Source organism: Pseudomonas sp. DWP2-2 (assembly GCF_049897065.1).
Lineage (GTDB): Bacteria > Pseudomonadota > Gammaproteobacteria > Pseudomonadales > Pseudomonadaceae > Aquipseudomonas > Aquipseudomonas paracarnis.
This window is the reverse complement of sequence record NZ_JAFCVN010000006.1, coordinates 150,167-167,477: the sequence shown is the minus strand read 5'-3', so window position 1 is coordinate 167,477 and position 17,311 is coordinate 150,167. Positions and strand designations below refer to the sequence as shown.

At 59.2% G+C, this 17,311-nt stretch carries 15 protein-coding genes and 2 tRNA genes; 9 read left to right on the top strand and 8 right to left on the bottom strand.

Features of this window, described 5'->3' with window-relative positions; all coding sequences use genetic code 11:
- Positions 1–6: 6 nt before the first annotated feature.
- Positions 7–83: transfer RNA gene (locus tag ACP7CZ_RS15725), tRNA-Met, on the bottom strand.
- 175 nt (positions 84–258) lie between these two features.
- Positions 259–335 (bottom strand) — tRNA-Met (locus ACP7CZ_RS15720).
- A gap of 278 nt (positions 336–613) precedes the next feature.
- Here ACP7CZ_RS15720 and dinB point away from each other — a divergent pair.
- Positions 614–1,672 carry a DNA polymerase IV gene (gene dinB / locus ACP7CZ_RS15715; protein WP_003193948.1) on the top strand — a complete coding sequence of 353 codons (1,059 nt, stop codon included), beginning with the start codon at positions 614–616 and terminating at the stop codon, positions 1,670–1,672.
- A 129-nt stretch (positions 1,673–1,801) separates the two neighbouring features.
- On the opposite strand, the gene ACP7CZ_RS15710 is transcribed toward dinB, so the two are convergent.
- The 4 genes from ACP7CZ_RS15710 to ACP7CZ_RS15695 all read right to left on the bottom strand — a co-directional run bounded on the left by ACP7CZ_RS15710 (position 1,802) and on the right by ACP7CZ_RS15695 (position 6,579).
- Entirely contained in the window at positions 1,802–2,755 is a 954-nt protein-coding gene (locus ACP7CZ_RS15710; protein WP_057975080.1) for a hypothetical protein, read from the bottom strand.
- A 20-nt stretch (positions 2,756–2,775) separates the two neighbouring features.
- Positions 2,776–4,491, bottom strand: coding sequence for a proline--tRNA ligase (locus tag ACP7CZ_RS15705; RefSeq protein ID WP_034128629.1), 1,716 nt, complete (start codon positions 4,489–4,491; stop codon positions 2,776–2,778).
- Positions 4,492–4,688: 197 nt separating this feature from the next.
- Positions 4,689–6,221, bottom strand: a complete 1,533-nt coding sequence (locus ACP7CZ_RS15700; RefSeq protein WP_034128628.1) for an AmpG family muropeptide MFS transporter — start codon at positions 6,219–6,221, stop codon at positions 4,689–4,691.
- A gap of 43 nt (positions 6,222–6,264) precedes the next feature.
- Complete coding sequence (locus tag ACP7CZ_RS15695; RefSeq protein WP_054897670.1) at positions 6,265–6,579, bottom strand: MGMT family protein; 315 nt, start codon at positions 6,577–6,579, stop codon at positions 6,265–6,267.
- A gap of 194 nt (positions 6,580–6,773) precedes the next feature.
- Between ACP7CZ_RS15695 and ACP7CZ_RS15690 the strand changes: the two genes are divergently transcribed.
- The 5 genes from ACP7CZ_RS15690 to groL all read left to right on the top strand — a co-directional run bounded on the left by ACP7CZ_RS15690 (position 6,774) and on the right by groL (position 11,397).
- On the top strand, positions 6,774–7,781 hold the full coding sequence (locus ACP7CZ_RS15690) for a DUF481 domain-containing protein (protein ID WP_034128627.1): 1,008 nt from the start codon (positions 6,774–6,776) through the stop codon (positions 7,779–7,781).
- A 102-nt stretch (positions 7,782–7,883) separates the two neighbouring features.
- Positions 7,884–8,615: a HugZ family protein gene (locus ACP7CZ_RS15685; protein ID WP_057975083.1), complete on the top strand. Its 732-nt coding sequence runs from the start codon at positions 7,884–7,886 to the stop codon at positions 8,613–8,615.
- 66 nt (positions 8,616–8,681) lie between these two features.
- Positions 8,682–9,158 carry an FxsA family protein gene (locus ACP7CZ_RS15680; RefSeq protein WP_294169468.1) on the top strand — a complete coding sequence of 159 codons (477 nt, stop codon included), beginning with the start codon at positions 8,682–8,684 and terminating at the stop codon, positions 9,156–9,158.
- Positions 9,159–9,403: 245 nt separating this feature from the next.
- On the top strand, positions 9,404–9,700 hold the full coding sequence (locus ACP7CZ_RS15675; protein ID WP_017846112.1) for a co-chaperone GroES: 297 nt from the start codon (positions 9,404–9,406) through the stop codon (positions 9,698–9,700).
- Between the two features lie 50 nt (positions 9,701–9,750).
- Positions 9,751–11,397, top strand: coding sequence for a chaperonin GroEL (gene groL / locus ACP7CZ_RS15670; RefSeq protein WP_034128624.1), 1,647 nt, complete (start codon positions 9,751–9,753; stop codon positions 11,395–11,397).
- Between the two features lie 174 nt (positions 11,398–11,571).
- Here groL and ACP7CZ_RS15665 read toward each other — a convergent pair whose 3' ends face one another.
- Complete coding sequence (locus tag ACP7CZ_RS15665; RefSeq protein WP_054897668.1) at positions 11,572–12,285, bottom strand: phosphatase PAP2 family protein; 714 nt, start codon at positions 12,283–12,285, stop codon at positions 11,572–11,574.
- A 50-nt stretch (positions 12,286–12,335) separates the two neighbouring features.
- Complete coding sequence (locus tag ACP7CZ_RS15660) at positions 12,336–14,285, bottom strand: LTA synthase family protein (protein WP_252949951.1); 1,950 nt, start codon at positions 14,283–14,285, stop codon at positions 12,336–12,338.
- A gap of 201 nt (positions 14,286–14,486) precedes the next feature.
- Between ACP7CZ_RS15660 and colR the strand changes: the two genes are divergently transcribed.
- The 3 genes from colR to ACP7CZ_RS15645 all read left to right on the top strand — a co-directional run bounded on the left by colR (position 14,487) and on the right by ACP7CZ_RS15645 (position 17,309).
- A complete protein-coding gene (gene colR, locus ACP7CZ_RS15655) occupies positions 14,487–15,170 on the top strand; it encodes a two-component system response regulator ColR (protein ID WP_003208587.1) in 684 nt (227 codons plus the stop codon).
- Positions 15,160–16,440 carry a sensor histidine kinase gene (locus ACP7CZ_RS15650; protein WP_034128621.1) on the top strand — a complete coding sequence of 427 codons (1,281 nt, stop codon included), beginning with the start codon at positions 15,160–15,162 and terminating at the stop codon, positions 16,438–16,440. Before colR ends, ACP7CZ_RS15650 begins: the two co-directional genes overlap by 11 nt.
- Before the next feature lie 188 nt (positions 16,441–16,628).
- The gene (locus ACP7CZ_RS15645) at positions 16,629–17,309 is read left to right on the top strand and encodes a class I SAM-dependent methyltransferase (RefSeq protein ID WP_003193934.1); all 681 of its coding nucleotides are present in this window, start codon (positions 16,629–16,631) and stop codon (positions 17,307–17,309) included.
- Positions 17,310–17,311 lie beyond the last annotated feature (2 nt).

Sequence of the window (17,311 nt, the reverse complement as noted above, 5' to 3'; positions counted from 1 at the left end):
GATGTTTGGTTGCGGGAGCCGGATTTGAACCGACGACCTTCGGGTTATGAGCCCGACGAGCTACCAGACTGCTCCATCCCGCGTCTGTGGGCGGCATTCTACAGCCCAATGGCGGGGTGTCAACCGTTAATGAGCCGATCGCTGGAATAAGCGCTAATTATTCTGAAATCAAGGTGTTGGCTGCATTGTGCAGGTGTACAGGCGCAAAACGAACACGCACAAAAAAGGCCACTCTTTCGAGTAGCCTTTTTTGATGTTTGGTTGCGGGAGCCGGATTTGAACCGACGACCTTCGGGTTATGAGCCCGACGAGCTACCAGACTGCTCCATCCCGCGTCTGTGTGTCGGCATTCTACAGAGGAACGCGAGTGTGTCAACCTGTGAATCGAAGAAAAGCGCTTTTGCTTCAATTGGTTAGCGCTTGATGAGAGGCTTCTTGAGGGCTTGAAGCCAGGCAGGGCAAGGCTTTCAGCTCTATTGGGATGCTGGATTCGATTGAGAAAATATATTCATCTACAAAACTTCCTACCGCTCAGACAGAAGATTCAAACTACTGGTGCTATATACAGGGGTGAGTGCGATACTGGCCACCCGTTGGTTAACACCCCGTTTATATGACGCAGCGCAAAATCATCCACGTCGACTGTGATTGCTTCTACGCCGCCATCGAGATGCGCGACGACCCGAGCCTGGCGCAAAAGCCCTTGGCTGTCGGTGGCTCGGCAGATCGGCGCGGCGTGATCGCCACCTGCAATTATGAGGCACGGGCGTATGGGGTGCGTTCGGCGATGTCGTCACGTCACGCCCTGAAGCTGTGCCCGGACTTGACCATCGTTAAGCCGCGCATGGATGCCTATAAAGAGGCATCGAAAGAAATCCAGCTTATCTTTCGCGACTACACCGACTTGATCGAGCCGTTGTCGCTGGATGAGGCTTACCTCGACGTGTCTGACAGCCCGCATTTTGGCGGCAGCGCCACGCGTATTGCCCAGGACATTCGGCGCCGGGTCTCCAACCAGTTACATATCACTGTGTCTGCCGGCGTGGCGCCCAACAAGTTTTTGGCCAAGATCGCCAGCGACTGGAAAAAGCCCAACGGCCTGTTTGTGATCACGCCGGATCAGGTTGAAGACTTTGTCTCGCAGTTGCGTGTCAGCAAGCTGCATGGCGTGGGCAAGGTCACCGCTGACAAGCTGGCGCGCCTGGGCATCGAAGACTGCCTGCAATTGCGCGACTGGAACAAACTGGCGCTGGTGCGCGAATTCGGCAGTTTTGGCGAGCGCCTCTGGAGCCTGGCCCGTGGGATTGATGATCGTGTGGTGCAAAACGACAGCCGGCGGCAATCCATCAGTGTAGAAAATACCTTCGACGTGGACTTGCCCGATCTTTCAAGTTGCCTGGCGAAGCTGCCGGAACTGATGGAGACCCTGGCCGGGCGCATGGCACGTATCGACAGCAGCTACCGGGCGGGCAAGCCGTTCGTCAAAGTGAAGTTTCATGACTTTACCCAGACGACGCTGGAGCAGGCGGGGGCAGGGCGGGATCTGGAGAGTTATGAACAGTTGATGACCCAGGCGTTCAATCGCGGGGGCAAGCCGGTGCGGTTGTTGGGGATAGGCGTACGGTTGCTGGACCTGAGCGGCGGCAACGAACAGCTCGAGTTTTCCTGGTAAAAACCCGAAACAAATGTGGGAGCTGGCTTGCCTGCGATAGCAGTGTGTCAGTCACGAATGCTTTAACTGATACACCGCTATCGCAGGCAAGCCAGCACCCACAGTTTGATCTTCACAGGTATTGAGCGATCAGCGTGCGCCGGGATCCGCCACCAAACGCCCCCCGTCCTTGGTCAACGCCTGCACAAACTCCTGCTGCAACTCCGGATCATTGCGCGTCAGTTCGATCAGGCTTTGTTCCAGCTCGCTGGCTTCTTCTTCCAGGCCCAGCTCCGACAGGCGTTTGACCCGGTGTACCCACTGGTTCACTTCGTCATCTTCCAGGTCGTCATAGATCAGGGCATGGGCTTCGAGCAGCTTGCTGCGCAGCGTGTTGCTGACCGCCAGGGTCGAGTCGGTATGCACGTCGTCCTGGCCATCCGCCACAGTGATTTTCAGCGTGGTGACGCGGTTCAGGTCCTGCTCGGCAAAGGGGCTGTCCAACAGGTTAAGGCGCAGGATGCCGTTACGGTCGGTGGTCAGCTCATGGGTCTGCTTGCCGGCAGTGACTTGCACCGGGCGCTCGCTCCAGGGCAGGCTCGAATACTCCAGGCGCTTGTCACGCTGGACTTCATCGATAGCCGCCAGGTTCTGTTGTGCACGGCCGTGGGATTGCACGTTCATGAACGGGTTGATGCCGTCCACGCCGTAGCTCAACCAGTCATGGGTCACACTCGTGGGCAGGTTGCCGAGGGCGAAGATATTCGCCACGTTGGCACCCACGCCCGCCACCAGCGCCACGGCACCCAAGGGCATCTCGTAGAGTTTGCGCCAGGGCTGGTAGGGCGTGTAGCGGTCATAACGACGGGTGACTTCGAATTCGGTGACCTCGAAGGTCTTCTGCTCATGAATGCGAACCCGGCGTTGCGGCAGTTCCAGCACTGTGGGTTCGCCTACATCGATCTGCAGGCTGTGGTCGAGCAACTTACGCTCGACCCGCTCCTCGTGCTCACTGCGTTGCGACATCTGATTGGCGCAGCCGCTGACCAGCAGGGCGCCGCACAAGGCGGCGCCCCCCAGGGCTCTGGTGTTTCGCTTGAACATGACTTCTCTTGATCTGGTTTTCAGCGACGAATACGCGCCTGGAGGAAAGACAGCACGTCCGCCACCGGCAACGGTTGGGCTTCGGCTTCGGTCCGGCTCTTGTATTCCAGATTGCCATCCGCCAGGCCGCGGTCACTGACCACGATCCGGTGCGGGATGCCAATCAGTTCCATGTCGGCGAACTTGATGCCCGGGCTGGTTTTCTTGTCCCGATCATCGAGCAGCACTTCAAAACCGGCAGCGGTGAGTTCCGCATACAGTTTGTCGGTGGCTTCGCGTACTTGCTCGGTTTCATAGCGCAATGGCACCAGGGCTACCTGGAACGGCGCCAGCGCGTCACTCCAGATGATGCCTTTCTCGTCGTTGTTCTGCTCGATGGCAGCGGCAACCACGCGGGATACGCCAATGCCGTAGCAGCCCATGTCCAGGGTGATCGGCTTGCCGTTCTCACCCAGTACTTCGCACTTCATCGCCTTGCTGTACTTGTTGCCCAGCTGGAAGATGTGCCCGACTTCGATGCCGCGCTTGATCTCCAGGGTGCCCTTGCCATCCGGGCTCGGGTCGCCGGCCACGACGTTGCGCAGGTCGGCCACGGTCGGAACCGGCAGGTCACGCTCCCAGTTCACGCCGAAGTAGTGCTTGTCGTCGATGTTCGCGCCGATACCGAAGTCGCTCATCAGCTCGACCGAACGGTCGATGATGATCGGCAGCGGCAGGTTCAGCGGGCCCAGGGAGCCGGCACCAGCGCCAATGGCGTCGCGCAGTTCGGCATCGGTGGCCATGACCAGCGGGCTGGCCACGCCAGGTTGCTGGGCAGCCTTGATTTCGTTGAGCTCGTGGTCGCCACGGATCACCAGGGCGATCAGCTTGCCTTCTTCTTCGGCGCGCACGATCAGGGTCTTGATAGTCTTTTCAATCGGCAGATTGAATTTCTCCACCAGGGCCGCGATGGTCTTGGTGTCTGGCGTGTCGACCAGGCGCAGTTCCTCGGTGGGAGCAGGGCGCGAGGTTTCACGTGGTATGGCTTCGGCCTTCTCGATGTTCGCCGCGTAGTCGGAACCGTTGCTGAACACGATATCGTCTTCGCCGGACTCGGCCAGCACGTGGAATTCGTGGGAGCCGGCACCGCCGATGGAGCCGTTGTCCGCTTCAACCGGGCGGAACTTCAGGCCCAGGCGCGTGAACACGTTGCAGTAGGCCTGGTGCATGCGGTCGTAGGTCGCTTGCAGGGAAGCCTGGTCGGCGTGGAACGAATAGGCGTCCTTCATGATGAACTCGCGGCCACGCATCAGGCCGAAGCGTGGGCGGATCTCGTCACGAAACTTGGTCTGGATCTGATACAGGTTGAGCGGCAACTGCTTATAGCTGCTCAGCTCGTTGCGCATCAGGTCGGTGATGACTTCTTCGTGGGTCGGGCCGGCGCAGAAATCGCGGCCATGACGGTCTTTAAAGCGCAGCAACTCAGGGCCGTACTCTTCCCAGCGCCCGGATTCCTGCCACAACTCAGCCGGTTGGGTGCTCGGCATCAACACTTCCAGAGAGCCGGCCGCGTTCATTTCTTCACGAACGATGGCTTCGACCTTGCGCATCACCTTCAAGCCCATGGGCAACCAGGTGTACAGGCCCGAGGCCAGTTTGCGGATCATACCGGCGCGCAGCATCAGCTGATGGCTGATCACAACCGCGTCGGAAGGCGTTTCTTTCTGTGTGGCGAGCAAATATTGACTGGTACGCATGGTAGGCCGTTGTCGGTTGCTTGGACTTGAAATGACTTGGGATTGTACGGGCGCTTGTCGCCGGAGTACAGGCGTGAGGTAGCTGGGTGTATCTGTCGTAACCGTCGCTTGTGTGGGAGCTGGCTTGCCTGCGATAGCGGCGTTGGGTTCACCATCGCTATCGCAGGCAAGCCAGCTCCCACATTGACCGAGTCGTATCAGTCTTCCGGCGGGGGATTCAGTCGGGCGCGGCGGTTCTCCTGGAACCAGTGCAGCGCAATCAGGAGCAGCGTCGGCACACCCAGCAGGCAGGTGATCATAAAGAAGTTGTGATAACCGAACTTCTCCACCATCACCCCTGAATAGCCGCCGATCAAACGCGGCAGCAACAGCATGATCGAACTGAGCAGCGCATATTGGGTGGCGGAGAACTTGAGGTTGGTGAGGCTCGACAGGTACGCCACGAACGCCGAAGTGGCCATGCCCGAACTGAAGTTGTCCAGGGAGATGGTGACGATCAACATCTGCAGGTCGGGGCCCATGTCGGCGAGCATCACGAACAGCAGGTTGGTACCGGCCGAGGCCACGCCGCCGATGAACAGGATCGGCAGTATCCCGAACCGCACGATCAACAGGCCGCCCATGCCGGCGCCGAGCAGGGTCATGATCAGGCCGAAGATCTTGCTCACCCCGGCGATCTGGTCCTTGGTGAATCCCTGGTCGATATAGAACACGTTGGCCATGACGCCCATCACCGTGTCGGACATGCGATAGGTGGCAATCAGCCCGAGCAGCAGCAGCGCCTGCCAACGGTAACGCAGGATAAAGTCGTTGACCGGCGTGAGCACGGGGGCCAGGCCCCGGCGGCCCATGGCTGAAAGGCACAGGGTAGTGAGGATGATATAGAGGATGGCGCGCAGGAACGCGCGGTCTTCCATCAGCAGTTCCCACAAACTCACGCCCTGGAACAGCACGCTGGCGAAGTCGGTGTTGTACAACTGGGTGAACATCGCCGGCACCGAGACCAACAGCACGATCAGTACAAACACCGACACCAACTGGTGCATGAAACTGTAGCGTCCGGCCTGCAACTGGGTGCGCAGTGGCACATCAGGTTCACGCATGAGGAAGGTGGTGAGCAGCGCCGGCACCATCAACACGCCGAACAACACATAGGTGCCGGTCCAGGCCGAGTGTTTATAGTTGAAGCCAGTGGAGCCAAAGCCTTCGGCAAAGAACAGCGCACCGGCCGTGGCCAGCAGGGCAGCGATGCGATAACCGGACATGTAGCTTGCCGCCAGGGCGGCCTGACGGCTGTCGTCGGCGATTTCCAGGCGGTAGGCATCCACGGCAATGTCTTGCGTGGCCGACGCGAAGGCGACGACCACCGCAATGGCGATCAACCAGGACAGGTGTTTTTGCGGGTCACAAAAGCCCATGCCGATCAATCCGAGGATCACCAGCGATTGGGCCAGCACCAGCCAGGAGCGACGACGCCCCAGTTTGCCAAGCAACGGCAGGCGCCATTGGTCGAGCAGCGGCGACCAGACCCATTTGAAGGCGTAGGCCAGGCCGATCAGGCTCGCATAGCCAATGGTCTCGCGAGCCACACCGGCTTCACGCAGCCACACCGAAAGCGTCGAGAACACCAACATGTAAGGCATGCCGGCGGCGAAACCGAGCAACAACAGCACTAACGTCGAAGGGCTGGCATAGGCGGCGAGCGCGGCGCGCCAGGTTTTACGGGGCATGGGCTGGAGTCTGCCTCAGATTTGCGGAAACAAAGCGCGCACTCTAACCGCTGTGCTCTACCGGGCGCCAGCCATGACGCTGAATATCAACACGATTGTTCAGGATGGTGACGCCTTCGCTACGTAAACGCGCACGTTGTTCGTCACCCGAGGCACTGCCCACCGGCAAACTTATCCGACCACCGGCAGCCAGCACCCGATGCCAGGGCAACCGCGTGTCTTGCGGCAACTGGCTCAGGGTGCGCCCGACCCAGCGGGCAGCCCGCCCCAAACCGGCCAGGTGGGCCAGCTCGCCGTAACTCACCACGCAGCCTTCGGGCACCTGCGACAACGTCAGGTAGAGTGCGGTGCGGCGCATCTCGGCGGGGCTTTGTGGCGTATCGGCGGGTAGGATCACTGTGGGGATATCCGTTGAGATCGTCGTTGTTTTGTCAGAAACGTCTGTAAACATGACGATGAGTATTGAACTCAATATAAATCCTTGAGTCAGTTCTAGCCATGTAACACTATAACGCCCCTTATTTTCGCCAACCCCGAGTCCCGTACTTGCTTATGTTGTCCAGAACCCTGTTGTGCCTTGCTGTTTTCAGTGCTTCCACGCCCTTGCTCGCCGATACCGTCTGGTTGAAAAACGGTGACCGGCTCACCGGCAAGATCAAAGTCTTCGACGGTGGCAAGTTGCTGATCCAAACCGACTACGCAGGCTCCATTCCGGTGGACTGGAAGCAGGTCAAAACCCTGGAAAGTGACCAGGAGCTGCTGGTCAAGCAGGACGCCTACAGCGGTGAAAAGGCCAAGTCCTTGCAGGCATCGGATGACGGCAAGGTGGTGCTGGCCAATGGCGAGGCGCCCAAGACGGTGGAACTGGCAAGTATCCAACAGATCATGAAGCCCAAGCCCGTGATCGAAGACCTGGTTTGGAAGGGTAATGTCGACCTAGCGCTGGACTACAAACGCGCGGACAAAGACACCAACGACTACGACATCGACTTCAAGACCTCGGCCCGTCACGGCCAGTGGCGTCATACGGGCAAGGGCGAATATAACCGGGAGTTCCAGGACGACGTCACCACCACCGACAACTGGGCCCTGGAATACGACCTGGACCGTTTTATCACCGAGCACTGGTTCTGGCAGGGGCGCCTGACTTATAAGCGCGACAAGGTCGAAGACCTGGCGCGCCAGCGCACCGTGGGTACCGGCCCGGGCTACCAGTTCTGGGACGATGAGTTGGGCGCGTTCTCCCTCGGATCGCTGGTCAACCGTACCGATTACGAATATGCCGACGGCGGCAAGGACAACTTCTACTCTCTGGCCATGAAGTGGAACTACAACCGCTACTTGGTGGGCAAGACCGTGGAGTTCTTCACCAACGGCGAATTGGGCAAGCCTCTGGACGGTCCGGCCGATTACTCCCTGGATGCCGAGATGGGCCTGCGCTACAAAGTCACCGAATGGGCGTCCCTCAATCTCAAGGCCGAGCGTGACGTCATCAGCGGCGACTCCGATAGCAGCTTGAGCAAGACCCGTTACACCGCAGGCTTCGGCGTGGCCTGGTAAACCGGCGTCGGCCACTCTGGCAACCTGCGCAGATATTGATTACCTTGTGTTGAGATCCATTCCCATATGCCATGGGCGGCGGAACACCCGAGGAGTCATCTATTGAGCACGCAGGTTGCCAAGAACGCCCGAGAGCTGTTGCTCAAGGAATACCGTGGGGCGCTCGCCACACAGTCCAAAGCCATGCCCGGCTTTCCCTTTGGCTCGGTGGTGCCCTACTGCCTGGACGAGCAGGGCCGCCCGCTGATCCTGATCAGCCGCATTGCCCAGCACACCCACAACCTGCAAAGAGATCCCAAGTGTTCGCTGTTGGTGGGTGAGCGCGAGGCCGATGATGTGCAAGCCGTGGGGCGCCTGACCTACCTGGCCGAAGCCGAGAAGCTGGAAGACCCGGCCGTCATCGAAGCTGCGGCCGAGCGCTACTACCGCTACTTCCCTGATTCGGCCAACTACCACAAGGCCCACGATTTCGATTTCTGGGTGCTCAACCCCGTCCGTCACCGTTACATCGGTGGGTTTGGCGCGATCCATTGGGTCGACCAGTTAACCTTGGCCAACCCGTTTGCGGGCAAGGCCGAGCGCAGCATGATCGAGCACATGAACAGCGATCACACCAAGGCCATCGCCCATTACGTCGACCTCGGCGGTTTGCCGACCAGCGAGCCGGCACAGCTGGCCGGCATCGACAGCGAAGGCATGCACTTGCGTATCGGCCAATCCTTGCACTGGTTGCCTTTCGAGACGCCTTGCAACACACCGACACAAGTACGCGAAGCCCTGGTTTCATTGGCTCACGCCGAGGTGTGGCCGAAAAAAACCACGGTTGACGCTTGAATTTACACAACGGCGACGTCATCTAAGGTGGACTGGCAAGGCATTCTTGCGTTGAGGAACCATTTGATGCGCCCTTTTTTATTGCTCTTTCTGCTGTTCCCGGTGCTGGAGCTGTTCGTATTCGTTAAAGTCAGCGGTGCGATCGGGTTTTTCCCGGCGCTGTTGCTGATCATCGTAGGCTCCATGCTCGGCGTCCTGGTGCTGCGTGTCGCCGGCCTGGCGACCGCGTTGCGTGCCCGTGAAAGCCTGAGCCGCGGCGAACTGCCGGCCCAGACCATGCTTGAGGGCCTGATGATGGCCCTGGCCGGTGGCTTGCTGATCCTGCCGGGCTTTATCAGCGACGTGCTTGGCCTGGTGCTGTTGCTGCCATTCACCCGCAAGCTGCTGGCCGGCAAAATGCGCCAGCGTGCTGAAGAGGCGGCGATGCGCCAGCGTGCGTTCGCCGACGACCTGCAACCCCGTGGTGGCCCGGCTCCACGCCAACCCCTGGGGCGTGAAGGTGATGTGATCGAAGGCGAGTTCGAACACCGCGACCCTAAGTAACCGCTTCACTGGCACGGCACCTTCGGGTGCCGTGTTGCATTTACCCTTGAGCCGACACAAAAAATTTCATCCTCGGCCCCTTGTAATAAGCCTGGGCGCCCTTATGTAACGGTCACCGCAAGGTTTCTGGTGGTGACACTAGACAGACTTCCGCGTCTCGCCCAGCGAGCCGCGACCGGCACCGCCGGAATTTAACCCGCCGGATTGAACCGGCCGATGAAAAACACAATTAGGAGAGATCGACAATGAGCAAGCTTCGTCCTCTGCACGACCGCGTCGTCATCCGTCGCAGCGAAGAAGAAAAGAAAACCGCTGGCGGGATCGTTCTGCCAGGTTCGGCTGCTGAAAAAGCCAACCACGGTGTGATCGTCGCTGCTGGCCCAGGCAAGACCCTGGAAAACGGTGAAGTACGTGCGCTGGCCGTGAAAGTGGGTGACAAGGTTGTTTTCGGCCCTTACTCCGGCAGCAACACTGTGAAAGTCGACGGCGAAGACCTGCTGGTAATGGCTGAGAACGAAATTCTCGCTGTACTGGAAGGCTGATTTCCCCGCTCATTTTCCCGTTACTACAAAGTATTTAAGGAATATCGATCATGGCTGCTAAAGAAGTTAAATTCGGCGACTCCGCCCGCAAGAAAATGCTCACTGGCGTCAACGTGCTGGCTGACGCAGTAAAAGCGACCCTGGGCCCGAAAGGCCGTAACGTGATCATCGAGAAGAGCTTCGGCGCTCCGACCATCACCAAGGACGGCGTTTCCGTAGCCAAAGAGATCGAACTGGAAGACCGTTTCGAAAACATGGGCGCGCAGCTGGTCAAAGACGTTGCCTCCCGTGCCAACGATGACGCAGGTGACGGTACTACCACCGCAACCGTACTGGCTCAGTCGATCGTCAACGAAGGCCTGAAGGCCGTTGCTGCCGGCATGAACCCGATGGACCTCAAGCGCGGCATCGACAAGGCGACCATCGCCATCGTCAAAGAGCTGAAGAACCTGTCCAAGCCATGCGCCGACACCAAGGCCATCGCTCAGGTAGGCACCATCTCTGCCAACTCCGACAGCTCCATCGGCGACATCATTGCCGAAGCCATGGAAAAAGTCGGTAAAGAAGGCGTGATCACCGTTGAAGAAGGCTCGGGCCTGGAAAACGAACTGTCGGTTGTAGAAGGCATGCAGTTCGACCGTGGCTACCTGTCCCCGTACTTCGTCAACAAGCCGGACACCATGGTTGCCGAACTGGACAGCCCGCTGATCCTGCTGGTCGACAAAAAGATCTCCAACATCCGCGAAATGCTGCCAGTGCTGGAAGCCGTTGCCAAAGCCGGCCGCCCACTGCTGATCGTGGCTGAAGACGTTGAAGGCGAAGCCCTGGCGACTCTGGTTGTGAACAACATGCGTGGCATCGTCAAGGTTGCAGCCGTCAAGGCTCCAGGCTTCGGCGACCGTCGCAAGGCCATGCTGCAGGACATCGCCGTTCTGACCGGCGGTACCGTTATCTCCGAAGAGATCGGCCTGAGCCTGGAAAGCGCCACCCTGGAAAACCTGGGTAGTGCCAAGCGCGTGACCCTCTCCAAGGAAAACACCATCATCGTTGACGGTGCTGGCGTTGAAGGCGACATCGAGTCCCGTATCGCTCAGATCCGTGCCCAGGTTGCCGAGACTTCCTCGGACTACGACCGTGAAAAACTGCAAGAGCGCCTGGCCAAGCTGTCTGGCGGTGTTGCAGTGATCAAGGTTGGCGCTGGCTCCGAAGTTGAAATGAAAGAGAAGAAGGCCCGCGTTGAAGACGCCCTGCACGCAACCCGTGCAGCCGTTGAAGAAGGCGTGGTACCTGGCGGTGGCGTTGCGCTGATCCGTGCTCTGGAAGCCCTGACTGACCTGACCGGCGACAACGCTGACCAGAACGTTGGTATCGCTGTACTGCGCCGTGCCGTTGAAGCACCGCTGCGCCAGATCGCTGCCAACTCTGGCGATGAGCCAAGCGTTGTGGTCAACGAAGTCAAGAACGGCAAAGGTAACTACGGTTACAACGCTGCGACTGGCGTGTACGGCGACATGATCGAAATGGGCATCCTGGATCCAACCAAGGTGACTCGTTCCGCGCTGCAAGCAGCATCCTCCATCGGCGGTCTGATCCTGACCACCGAAGCTGCGATCGCTGAAGCACCGAAGAAAGAAGGCTCGGCTGGCGGCGGTATGCCAGACATGGGCGGCATGGGTGGCATGGGCGGCATGATGTAAGCCAGCCTACCCGGCGCTTTAAAAAGCCCCGCCTGCAGTGATGCAGGCGGGGCTTTTTTATGCACGGCTTGCCTTCCTCTGTAGGAGCGAGCTTGCTCGCGAAAAACGTCAACGGTAAAGCGTGCTTGCTGAGTAAACGCGGCGCCTGTGCGTTTTTCGCGAGCAAGCTCGCTCCTACAGGAGAATGCGATTAGGCCGGTACAGCAACAAGCAATACAGCCCGAGGCAGATCAGCCAGCAAAAGATCGCTGTCCACACATTGTGGGAAAAGAAATGCGCCCCTTGCAGCATACGGCTGACTGAAAACACGCTGCCCAGGCTGACGGCAAAGATGAACGCATATCGGGCCAGCCGCGGCCGTCGATCCCGCAAGGCAAAGAACCAGGCGAACAAGGCGAACCCGGTGGCGGCATGTCCGCCGGGCCAGCAACGGCCGGGTTTATCGGTAGGTGGGCGCGGGCTGAGCAGTTCACTGTAGGTTTCCTGGCCGCCGAACTCCTTGAGGCTCCAGGGGCATTGCACGGCGGTGATGGTTTTCAATGGCGACACGAACGCCGTCGCCATTCCCAGCGACAGCACCAGGCACACCAGTTCACGGCGGTACGGCTTGAGTCGCTGCAGCATGAAGCTGCCGACCAGGCCCAGAATCGCCAGCACCGAAAACAGGATCACCAGTTGCTTGGCACGGTCATGCAGGATGTCTTCAAGGAAGAAGCTATAGCGGCCAATGAAGCCGCCAGCCTCTGCACTGTAGAAAAGCCTGGCCAGGTCCATGTCCAGTGACGTCAGCTCCAGCAACAGCAAGGCCACTGCAGCGCTGGCAGGCAGGCCCAGGCACAGCCAAAAATCAAGCGGTTTGGAAACCGGTAAAGAGGAGGGGGATTTCATCTCGAACCTTGGTAAAAAAGCCCCGCGCTCACCTGCGCGGGGCTTTTTGATTAGCGTTTGCTTAAGACTGGTGCCTCTTCCTTGGGCGCTTTCCAGCTCAGCAGTTGCTGTTTGTAGTCGTAACTGGCGGCCTGGTAGTAGGTGATCGCCCGTTGAATCAAGGGGTCATCGCTACCGACGCGCAGCTCCTGGCTCTCGCCCAGGGCCTGGTCGTGGCGACGCAAGCCTTGGCGCGGGCTGAGGATTGCCAGGTCCTTGCCATCAAACAGACCCAGGTGCTGGTAATTGCCCACCACCACCCGTGGAGGTAATGGGTTGTCTTGCAGCAGGTTGCGGCCAAAGAATGTCGATTCGTAGCTCAGGTTGAGCAGGCCCAACAAGGTTGGCGCCAGGTCGATCTGGCTGGACAGTTGGGCGGATTCCCGTGCGTCGATCAGCTTGGGCGCGTAGATAAACAGCGGGATCTGGTAGTTGGTGATAGGCAAGTCTTCCTTGCCCGCGCTGCCGGCGGTGTGGTCGGCGACGAACACGAAGATCGTGTTATCGAACCACGGCTTCTGGCGCGCTGCCTCAAGGAACTGGCCGATGGCGTAGTCGGTGTATTTCACCGCGCCGTCGCGGCCCTTGCCGGATTTGATGTCGATGCGCCCGTCCGGGTAGGTATAAGGACGGTGGTTGGAGGTGGTCATCAGTTGCAGCAAGAACGGCTGTTGCTTGGCGTAGTCGGCGTCGGCCAGTTTCAAGGTTTGTTTGAACAGGTCTTCGTCGGCCATGCCCCAGGCGTTTTTGAACGAGATCTCCGACTCTGGCACGCTGCTCTGGTCCACCACCCGATAGCCGTTGCCGCTGAAGAACGCGTTCATATTGTCGAAGTAACCGCGCCCGCCATAGACAAACACGCTGTCATAGCCAATGGCCGAGAGCTGTTGCCCCAGGCTGGCGAACCCGCTTTCGCGGCCGATGCGCTTGACGATCGAACGGCCCGGCGTCGGCGGGATTGCCAGGGTAATGGCTTCCAGGCCGCGGTCGGTGCGCGTACCGGTGGCGTAGAAGTTATTGAAGTACAGGCTCTGTTGGCGCAACGCATCCAGATTGGGCGTGAGGTTGCGCGCATCGCCATTACTGCCCATGTACTTGGCGCTGAAGCTCTCGATGGTCACCAGTACGATGTTGGGCTTGCGCAGTGTGCCGGGGTTGGTGATGGCTCGGCGAATATCCAGCGGGTCCTGGTCGATAAAGCGGGCGTTGGGTTCACTCAGTTCGGCGCGCAACTGCTTGGCGACGACGTCGGTCGGCAGGCTTTTGTAAAACTGGGTGTAGTCCAGTTCGTTGTTACGGAACGCGGCGAAGAACTGATAGGGGCCATTGCTGGCCAATTCGTTGTTGTACGCGTTGCCGCCTTGGGTGCGCGGGCTGTCCTGGCTGACCAGTTGCAGGCTGAGGCCGGCGAGCACCAGCAGGCCCAGGGCGTTGATCACACGGCCACGCAGTGCAGGCAATGGCGCTGCCATCGCGGCATTGAAGGGTTTGCGCAGAGCCACGCTCAGAATCAACGCCAGCATTGCCAGCAGGCTCAGCAGCTTGCCGATCGGATAAGACTCCAGCAGGTTGTTCAGTACCTCATCGGAGTACACCAGGTAATCGACGGCGATAAAATTGAAGCGCACGCCAAACTCATCCCAGAACAACCATTCGGCTACCGAGGTGAACAGCATGGCGAACAGGCTGACGGTCAGCACCGCTTGCAGGAACCAGCGATGGCCACGGCGGCGCCACAGGGCGGGTGGGCATAGCAGCAAATACAGGCCAAGCGGCAAGGCTGCATAGGCGAGGAAGGCCAGGTCGTAGAGCACACCTACGCCAAACACCGGCAGCAGGTTGCCGCCGACTTCATCCAGGTGAGTGATGAGCAGCACACTGCGGGTGAGCAGGAAAACCACTAACCAGGCCCCGGTGATCAACAGCAAATAACGCATTGGCGCGGTTTTGAAAAAACCCATGTCTATGTTCCTTAGATCAATGGGGGGCGATCTTCTTCCTGAGGCTGTAGTCAGTTTGTGAAGCTATAGTGAAAAACTTGTTTGGCTCTAAAAACAGTTGAAAAGCTTTATCGGCGGGGCTCTGCGCTCTATCCCTGAGCCCCGCTTGGCCTTAAGCTGCGCGAGCCAACACGGCCGTTACCGCGTACGGAGACACTGCCCATGCGAATTCTATTGGTTGAAGACAACCGCGATATCCTCGCCAACCTGGCCGATTACCTGGGGCTCAAAGGCTACACAGTGGACTGTGCGCAGGACGGTTTGTCGGGCCTGCACCTGGCAGCCACCGAGCATTACGACCTGATCGTGCTCGACATCATGTTGCCCGGCATCGATGGCTACACCCTGTGCAAACGCCTGCGCGAAGACGCGCGCCGCGACACGCCGGTGATCATGCTTACCGCTCGCGATCAACTGGACGACCGGCTGCAGGGCTTCAAGTCTGGCGCCGATGACTACCTGCTCAAACCCTTCGCCTTGTCGGAACTGGCTGCGCGTATCGAAGCGGTGTTGCGCCGTGCCCAGGGTGGCGGGCGTCGTGCCCTGCAAGTGGGTGACCTGAACTACGACCTCGATACGCTGGAAGTCACCCGCGAAGGGCGCTTGCTCAAGCTCAACCCCGTGGGCCTGAAACTGCTCGCCGTGCTGATGCAAAAAAGCCCGCACGTTCTGCGCCGGGAAATTCTCGAAGAAGCCCTGTGGGGCGACGACTGCCCGGACAGCGACAGCCTGCGCAGCCACGTTCATCAATTGCGTCAAGTGATCGACAAGCCCTTCGCCAAACCGCTACTGCAAACGGTGCACGGTGTGGGTTATCGCCTGGCCGAGGGTCGTGATGGAGTTTAAGCAAAGCCTTGCCCAGCGCATCATCATCGCCTTCGCCTTGATGAGTGCGTTGGTGGCGGGGGCCTTCGCCATCGGCATCATCGCGACGGTGCACCTGGTGGAGGAGAAGTTGATCTCGGCTGGCCTGGGGGGTGACCTGCAGCGCCTGTTGCTGATGGACAGCGTTGAAGACTGGAGCCACCGGCCAGAACCGGACCAGCTGTTCTATTTCAGCGGCGGGCGTGGCGATTTTGAACTGCCCAAGGATCTGCGCCATCTGGACCCGGGGTTCCATGAGGTGTTTCGCGAGGCGCTGTCGTACCACGCCATGGTCGAAGTGGTCGACGGCCGGCGTTATGTATTGCTGCAAGACCAGAGCGATTTCGAAGAGCGTGAGCGCGTGCTGTTTGCGGTAGTGCTGGTGGGGTTCGTACTCAGCCTGGCGCTGGCGGCGTTCCTCGGCTGGGTGCTGGCCCGCAAGGTGATGGCGCCGGTGGTACGCCTGGCCCGCCAGGTCCGTCATCGTGACCAACTGTTGGGCCTGGCACCGCCCCTGGCGCCGGATTACGCCGCCGATGAAGTGGGCGAACTGGCGGTGGCGTTCGACGCCACCCTGGGGCGTTTACGCCAGGCGCTGTCACGTGAGCAATTGTTTACCAGCGATGTGAGCCATGAGCTGCGCACGCCCTTGATGGTCCTGGCCAGCTCCTGCGAACTGTTGCGCGAAAACCCGGCCATCGATCAACGTGGTCGCAACCAGGTAGAGCGCATAGCCCGTGCCTGTGAAGAAATGCGCGAGCTGGTGCAAACCTTCCTGATGCTGGCCCGCGCCAAACACGACGACGCCGCCAGTTCACCCCAAGGCAACCTCACCCAGGTGGCCGAAGACCTGCTCGGTATCTGGCGCGAGCCCATCGAGAAAAAAGGCCTGACGTTGATCTACCTGCCAGGCAACCCCCTGGACACCTGCTACAACACCACCTTCTTGCATGCGGTGATGGGCAACCTGCTGCGCAACGCACTGCATTACACCGAGCAAGGGTTTATCCGCCTGACCCTGGAGCCCAGTGGTTTCACGGTGGAGGACTCCGGTGTGGGGATCCCCGAAGAGAAGCGCGAAGCGATGTTCGAGCCGTTCGTGCGCGGTAGCGAGAAGCGTGGCGAGGGCCTTGGCCTCGGCCTGTCACTGGTGCAGCGGATCTGCGAAAGCCAGGGTTGGAGCGTGAGCCTGAGCACCATGGAGCCTAATGGCTGCCGTTTTCATGTGGAACTCAACCCAGTCAAAACCTGACCCTTCAGTCTGTCGTTTTGCTGATGCAGACTGCGTGCTTTTCGGCGAAGATGGCCCGGTGCTACTGAATGTTTCTGTAAAGTCTTGAAATGTATGCAATTGGACAGGACAAGATTTTCACAACGAGTTGACCTGTTGATCACAGTTCGCTGCTTAAGGTCGTAGGCATCAGTTACTGGAGACGTAAGATGCCTTCCCCGATCAAGCTGGAATTTTCTGATAAGTACGACGATCAACACGCCCAGAAATATTTGCTCAAGCATCAGGACAATCTGGCTCGCCGGTTGTCCCACAAGCGCGACGAGCAGTTGGCGCGCGGTGCGCTGGCCATGGCCGGCGAGCCGGGGCTGGTGTTGGACCTGCCGTGTGGTGCTGGACGTTTCTGGCCGTTGCTGGCCGAAAAACCCAACCGTGTGATTATCGGAGCTGACAATTCGGCGTCGATGTTGAAGATCGCCACAGCTGCCCAACCGGCAGAGGTGGTGAAACGGGTACGCCCTTTGCAGACCTCTGCCTTTGATATCGATTTGCCAGATAACTCCGTCGACAGTATTTTTTGCATGCGCTTGATGCACCACATCGGTGAGCCAGAGCACAGGCTGACAATACTTCGCGAGTTTCAACGTGTTACCCGCGACAGCGTGATTATTTCGCTGTGGGTAGACGGCAATTTCAAGGCCTGGAAGCGCAAGCGCAGCGAAGTGCGTCGTCGCAAAAAAGGTGAGCAAGAAGGTTACCAAAACCGGTTTGTGTTACCGGCTGCTACTGTCGAGGCAGAATTCGAGCAGGCCGGTTTCCGTGTTCAGGAATCCCTGGACTTCATACCGCTCTACGCCATGTGGCGAGTGTATGTATTGCGCAAGAGGTAACA

Excerpts from the sequence above, each read along its gene's own strand:
- ACP7CZ_RS15710 (WP_057975080.1), bottom strand. The coding sequence starts at position 2,755 with ATGTTCAAGCGAAACACCAGAGCCCTGGGGGGCGCCGCCTTGTGCGGC.
- ACP7CZ_RS15650 (WP_034128621.1), top strand. The coding sequence starts at position 15,160 with ATGGAGTTTAAGCAAAGCCTTGCCCAGCGCATCATCATCGCCTTCGCC.
- ACP7CZ_RS15675 (WP_017846112.1), top strand. The coding sequence starts at position 9,404 with ATGAGCAAGCTTCGTCCTCTGCACGACCGCGTCGTCATCCGTCGCAGC.
- ACP7CZ_RS15665 (WP_054897668.1), bottom strand. The coding sequence starts at position 12,285 with ATGAAATCCCCCTCCTCTTTACCGGTTTCCAAACCGCTTGATTTTTGG.
- ACP7CZ_RS15660 (WP_252949951.1), bottom strand. The coding sequence starts at position 14,285 with ATGGGTTTTTTCAAAACCGCGCCAATGCGTTATTTGCTGTTGATCACC.
- colR (WP_003208587.1), top strand. The coding sequence starts at position 14,487 with ATGCGAATTCTATTGGTTGAAGACAACCGCGATATCCTCGCCAACCTG.
- groL (WP_034128624.1), top strand. The coding sequence starts at position 9,751 with ATGGCTGCTAAAGAAGTTAAATTCGGCGACTCCGCCCGCAAGAAAATG.
- ACP7CZ_RS15695 (WP_054897670.1), bottom strand. The coding sequence starts at position 6,579 with ATGCGCCGCACCGCACTCTACCTGACGTTGTCGCAGGTGCCCGAAGGC.
- ACP7CZ_RS15705 (WP_034128629.1), bottom strand. The coding sequence starts at position 4,491 with ATGCGTACCAGTCAATATTTGCTCGCCACACAGAAAGAAACGCCTTCC.
- ACP7CZ_RS15680 (WP_294169468.1), top strand. The coding sequence starts at position 8,682 with ATGCGCCCTTTTTTATTGCTCTTTCTGCTGTTCCCGGTGCTGGAGCTG.
- dinB (WP_003193948.1), top strand. The coding sequence starts at position 614 with ATGACGCAGCGCAAAATCATCCACGTCGACTGTGATTGCTTCTACGCC.
- ACP7CZ_RS15690 (WP_034128627.1), top strand. The coding sequence starts at position 6,774 with ATGTTGTCCAGAACCCTGTTGTGCCTTGCTGTTTTCAGTGCTTCCACG.
- ACP7CZ_RS15645 (WP_003193934.1), top strand. The coding sequence starts at position 16,629 with ATGCCTTCCCCGATCAAGCTGGAATTTTCTGATAAGTACGACGATCAA.
- ACP7CZ_RS15700 (WP_034128628.1), bottom strand. The coding sequence starts at position 6,221 with ATGCCCCGTAAAACCTGGCGCGCCGCGCTCGCCGCCTATGCCAGCCCT.